Origin of the sequence: uncultured Porphyromonas sp. (assembly GCF_934359325.1) — a bacterium.
Lineage (GTDB): Bacteria > Bacteroidota > Bacteroidia > Bacteroidales > Porphyromonadaceae > Porphyromonas_A.
Map to the genome: position 1 here is coordinate 1 of NZ_CAKRLH010000106.1, position 5,375 is coordinate 5,375.

Genomic DNA, 5,375 nt, shown 5'->3' on the forward strand with positions numbered 1-5,375 from the left:
CGCGCCCACCCGAAGACCCTCTTTGCCACCCACTACCATGAGCTGAATGAGCTGGAGGGGGTGCTGCCGAGGATCCGGAACTACAATGTCTCCGTGAAGGAGGCGGACGGGAAGGTGATCTTCCTGAGGAAGCTGGTGCCGGGCGGCTGCGAGCACAGCTTCGGTATCCATGTGGCGCGCATGGCGGGGATGCCCCGTGAGATCGTCACCCGGGCGGAGGAGATCCTGAGTCAGCTGGAGAGCAAGGCGGGAGACACCGCCCTACCATCCGTCAGTGCCGACGAGACGACCGACGGACCGATGAAGCTCAGCTTCTTCCAGCTGGACGACCCGACCCTCTCCGCCATTCGCGACGAGATCAAGGGGCTCGACATCGACAACCTCACCCCCCTCGAGGCACTCAATAAGCTCTCCGACATCCGCCGCCTGATCGGGATGAAGTGACCACAGCCGGTCAGTAGAACCGAAACGAGTAAAAAAGTGGTAACTTTGGGGGACTTGTAAAAGCGAACCCTATAGTAGAAGACACTCTTAATCATCTATACACAATCACAATCTATGTACGACAAGTATAAGAAGCACCTCGAGGAGACTCTCCAGGCGATCAAGGATGCCGGCACTTACAAGCGTGAGCGCCTCATCACCAGCAAGCAGAGCTCTGCCATCACCGTGGACCAGAATGGCAAGGAGATCCACGCACTCAACTTCTGCGCCAATAACTACCTCGGTCTCGCTGACGATCAGCGACTGATCGATGCCGCAGAGAAGATGATGGCTCGCCGTGGCTTCGGTATGTCCTCCGTCCGCTTCATCTGCGGTACTCAGGATGTGCATCTGGAGCTGGAGAAGGCGATCTCTCGCTACTTCGGCACCGAGGACACGATCCTCTACGCTGCCTGCTTCGACGCCAATGGCGGTCTCTTCGGCTCCCTCCTCACCGATGAGGATGCGATCATCTCCGACCAGCTCAATCACGCCTCCATCATCGATGGCGTCCGTCTCTGCAAGGCTAAGCGCTACCGCTACCTCAATGGCGACATGGCCGACCTGGAGGAGAAGCTCAAGGAGGCACAGGCACAGCGCTTCCGTATCATCGCCACGGACGGCGTCTTCTCTATGGACGGTAACGTCGCTCCGCTCGACAAGATCTGCGAGCTGGCTGAGAAGTACGATGCTATGGTGATGGTGGACGAGAGCCACTCCGCCGGCGTGGTCGGCAAGACCGGTCGCGGTGTCACCGAGCAGTATGGCGTGCGTGGTAAGGTGGAGATCATCACCGGTACCCTCGGCAAGGCCTTCGGTGGCGCTGTCGGTGGCTTCACCACCGGTAAGAAGGAGATCATCGAGCTTCTCCGCCAGACCTCACGTCCCTACCTCTTCTCCAACTCTCTCCCCCCCTCTCTCGTCGGTGCCGGCATCGAGACCTTCCGCATCCTCGAGGAGTCGACGGAGCTCCACGACCGTCTGATGGACAATGTCGCCTACTTCCAGGAGAAGATCAAGAAGCTCGGCTTCGACCTGCTCCCCACGCAGAGTGCCATCGTTGCCGTGATGATCTACGATGCTGCCAAGGCAGCTGAGTTCGCTGCCCGCATGCAGGAGGAGGGCATCTTCGTCACCGGCTTCAGCTACCCGGTGGTGCCGAAGGACAAGGCACGCATCCGCGTACAGCTCTCTGCTGCTCACACCCACGAGCAGATCGACCGCTGCATCGCCGCCTTCGATAAGATCGGCCACGACCTCGGCATCCTGAAGTAAGCCCGATAGGACGAGTATATACGTAAGGCGCAGGGATCGCTTGTGATCCCTGCGCCTTACTGCGTCTCTGACGGCGACGTGCCGTGGGAGTCGAGTCTCGCCGAAGTCTAATACCGGTATTAGACTTCGGCGAGAGGGGTCCGGCAGAATTGCTTAACTTTGCCGCCCACAGAAGACAGATTAAGACCTTTGCAAAATGGTCTTTCGCAAAGGTCTCATATTAGGAAATTAGGATCCCATGAGAGAGACCAAGATAGACTTCATCCGCCACACGCGGCTCTGCGGCGTGGACGGCTCCTTCTGCTACGGCGCATCCGACCTGGATGTGGCTGAGAGCTTCCGCGAGGAGGCGGAGAGCGTGAGGCGAGCCCTCAAGGGGCGTACCTACGATGCCACCTTCACCAGTCCGCTCCGGCGCGCCTGGAAGCTTGCCGCCTACTGCGGCTACGAGACGGCGACGGTGGACCCTCGACTGGCGGAGCGGAACTTCGGCGAGTGGGAGATGAGACCGTGGGACGAGCTCTACACGGAGATCCGTCGACAGCCGGACCTGCTGCTCCTCGAGGAGCGAAATCCCGAGCTGGTGACCCCGCCCGGCGGGGAGAGCATCGTCGAGATGCGCCGCCGCGTCACCAGTCTTGTGGAGGAGGTCTGTCTCCATCCGGAGTGGGAGAGGGTAGCCTTCTTCTGCCACGGGGGTGTGGTCAATATCGGTCGGTGGATCAAGGGGGTGATCGACTTCTCTGATCTCTTCATCGACCTGCCCCACTACGGCAGCATCACCACCCTGAGCTTTGTGCCTGAGGAGCTGACCGTTGTCGAGTAAGCGACACTTTTGGTACCTTTACCTCATAGATCACCAATTTTAATCCAATGGGGAGAGATGAGAAATAGATCCACAATACCCTGTCAGCCATGCAGCGCCGACTGCTGCTCGGCACAGCCATTCTTAGTCGGCGTGATCGTCGGTATCGCCGTACCCTGTATGGTGACGCTGCTGGTCGACCGCTGCCTACGGCGATCAGAGGAGAGAGACAGAGTGGTGTCCCAGCGGCACATGATGTATGACGACGGCTCTCTGGAGCCCGAGCTACTATCAGAGAGAGGATAAAGGTATGAAGAAGAGAAAGTTCCTAACCATCGGAGGACTCGTCGCCATCGCAAGAAGGCAGATGGGCAGTATGTCCGTGGAGGATGTCAAGAAGTATGGAAAGCACTTTAGTGAGCTTGGACTCCAGGAGAAGATCCGGGAGGTGGCACGGCTTGCCGGCGAGCAGATCCTGCTCCCGGTGCTGCGCCTGTGGTACGTCTTTCGCGCCGACAGCACCCCGGCTGTCCGCAAGGCTTACATAGCCGGCGCACTGGGGTACTTCATCCTGCCGGTCGACCTGATCCCCGACGCGCTGGGGTTCCTCGGCTTCTCCGATGACCTTGGCGTGGTGCTGATGATCACGAAGTGGGTCAGTGAGCTGATCACACCGGAGATCGAGGCGCAGGCGCAGGCGACCTACCGCAAGCTCACCCCCTGTCTTCGGTCAGCCGATACCCGTCTGGTAACGAAGTAAGTCCACCTCTGCTGACAAGCCACTCTCAGTCCTCCCTCTGCCGACTGAAGGCGCGCGGGAGGATGAGATTGTCCGGTAGGTCGGTCTCCTCGCCGATGGACTGCCAGAGGAGACGCTTCACCGTCGCCGGCTCCCACCCCGCTATGCCGCAGCCGATGAGGGTGAGGTAAAAGGTGTTGTGCGGGTGCTGCCGCACATAGGCGACGAAGCGCTCGAGGCTCTCAGAGAGCTGCTCCTCCGTGACCCGGTGGTGTGAGGCATCGAGCGTCGGGATGGCGTAGGTCCTCCCCGAGGGGCCCTCACCCATGCCCCACTCGGCGCCAAAGCGCTCAAAGGCTTGCAGCGCCGCCCCGCCGCCGTGATGACCGAGGGTATTGGATCCAAAGACAAAGACCTCATCTGGACCGAGGGCGGTGATCAGGTCAGGGGTATATTTCTCACGATTCATAGGCTACGACCTTTTTTAGGATAAAAAAGAGCGCACTACGCTGGTCCCCGGGACCACACGTAATGCGCTCTTCCTTATCTATTTGCGACTTATAGTATAATGAGGGGTCAGAAGCGGAACGTGAGTGAAGCGACCATCCTATCGGTCACCGTACTCATCGCCGCACCCTCAGAGGAGATGCCGGGAGCCACCACCTGACCTGACTGGTCCACTACCTCGCCCGCACCGGGGAAGGGGTAGACTCTCTCGGTAGCCTTGCCTCTCACGTAGGCGAGGTCGAGGGTGGTCCGACCGAAGAGTCGGCAGCCTACCCCCGCAGTGATGCTCTGGTAGCTGTCACGCATGACCGCATCGGTGATTGCACCGCTGGCGATATAGTCGTAGGCCATCACGTTGCCCTCCTGGGGGCGGATGCCCTCCGACTTAAGCCCTCCATCGGAGTAGCTGTAGCCGGCACGTAGGTAGAAGCCGCTCACAGGGCGGATCTCCAGACCGACGCGGTGGGTCATCTGACTGCCGTAGTCCTCCTTGAGAAACTGGTTGGCGTCCTGGAAGTCACCTCCCTGAAGGCGAGCAGAGCCAAGGTCGCGCCAGTTGAAGTCGTACGTCACCATACCGTAGCCACCGAGGAAGACCATCGCACTGGCGGTTAGGTCACCAGGAATGACCAGGTTGTAGGTATTGGTCATATCGTCTGTGCCATTGGTGTAGAGCGGTCTCGAGGCGCCATTATCATCGGTCGCATTATTATTGTACCACTGGGTGGTGGTAGAGAAAACCTCATTGTAGCGACCAAATTGGGGCGTATTGTAGGAGATTCCGACACGACCGAAGTCACCCACGGCAGCCATCAGACCAAACGTGGCACCGACAGTCCCGCCGGAGACGGTCAGGCTATTGCCGAGCTCGGTATAGTAGACCTGATCCTCGACATTATACTTAGGCTTGTAGGTGTAGTGGAAGTCCTCCCGATACATAGACGACCGTGCATAGGCTGAGGATGTAGTCCGGAGGGTGGCTCCGAAGTAGACCTTGTCTGCCCAGCTGCCGCCGATGGTGAAGTCATACATCTTGCGAGACCCTTTCTCCGAGACATTGAGCCGTCCGGCATCCGGCTTGAGGTAGAGCCTATTGGGCTCTGCATACTTTTCCTCTACATCCTGGATGAGAGGGTTAGCAGGCGCAAAGGTGCCGGGGACATAGATATCCTCATGATTTGGTCTCCACTCGATAAAGCCTCCGTTGTACGCCATCGTGCCGAGGAAGTAGGGCGAGCTGGACAAGTTTGCCAGAGTATTATAGTGCGCACCGACGAGGGTCGCCTTATTGGCGATATACTCCGAGAGGCTGTACTCGGGAGCGACAGACCTCATCTCGTAGTCGCGGTCGTAGTCGTAGAGGGAGCTCATCGAGGCACCCAGGACCACTCTCCAGTCAGACGTGGCGAGGTAGGGATTAGAGATCGGGAAGATGATGCTGAGGTGGTCGAGGTTGCCGACCCACTTGCTCATATCAGCGCCCTCCTTGTCCTGCCAGTTGGTGGAGCTCTTGACGTGACCGACATTGAAGCCAAAGGTCACCTCGCTCGAGCGATAGAGCCCGAT

General features: G+C 59.0%; 6 protein-coding genes and 1 pseudogene. 5 read left to right on the forward strand and 2 right to left on the reverse strand.

Features of this window, described 5'->3' with window-relative positions:
- From Q0F21_RS04990 to Q0F21_RS05010, 5 genes and pseudogenes are all read left to right on the forward strand, one after another.
- Positions 1-444: pseudogene (locus Q0F21_RS04990) on the forward strand (DNA mismatch repair protein MutS); the annotation flags it as partial.
- A 114-nt stretch (positions 445-558) separates the two neighbouring features.
- Positions 559-1,758 (forward strand): glycine C-acetyltransferase, encoded by a 1,200-nt coding sequence (kbl, locus tag Q0F21_RS04995; protein ID WP_297237964.1) that lies wholly within the window; start codon positions 559-561, stop codon positions 1,756-1,758.
- A 238-nt stretch (positions 1,759-1,996) separates the two neighbouring features.
- A complete protein-coding gene (locus tag Q0F21_RS05000) occupies positions 1,997-2,584 on the forward strand; it encodes a histidine phosphatase family protein (protein ID WP_297237965.1) in 588 nt (195 codons plus the stop codon).
- 57 nt (positions 2,585-2,641) lie between these two features.
- On the forward strand, positions 2,642-2,869 hold the full coding sequence (locus Q0F21_RS05005; RefSeq protein ID WP_297237967.1) for a hypothetical protein: 228 nt from the start codon (positions 2,642-2,644) through the stop codon (positions 2,867-2,869).
- Between the two features lie 4 nt (positions 2,870-2,873).
- Positions 2,874-3,323, forward strand: coding sequence for a YkvA family protein (locus tag Q0F21_RS05010; protein ID WP_297237969.1), 450 nt, complete (start codon positions 2,874-2,876; stop codon positions 3,321-3,323).
- 25 nt (positions 3,324-3,348) lie between these two features.
- On the opposite strand, the gene Q0F21_RS05015 is transcribed toward Q0F21_RS05010, so the two are convergent.
- Both Q0F21_RS05015 and Q0F21_RS05020 read right to left on the reverse strand, forming a co-directional pair.
- Positions 3,349-3,771 carry a hypothetical protein gene (locus Q0F21_RS05015; protein ID WP_297237971.1) on the reverse strand — a complete coding sequence of 141 codons (423 nt, stop codon included), beginning with the start codon at positions 3,769-3,771 and terminating at the stop codon, positions 3,349-3,351.
- A 107-nt stretch (positions 3,772-3,878) separates the two neighbouring features.
- The coding region (locus tag Q0F21_RS05020; RefSeq protein WP_297237973.1) for a hypothetical protein at positions 3,879-5,375 on the reverse strand (1,497 nt) is incomplete at its 5' end.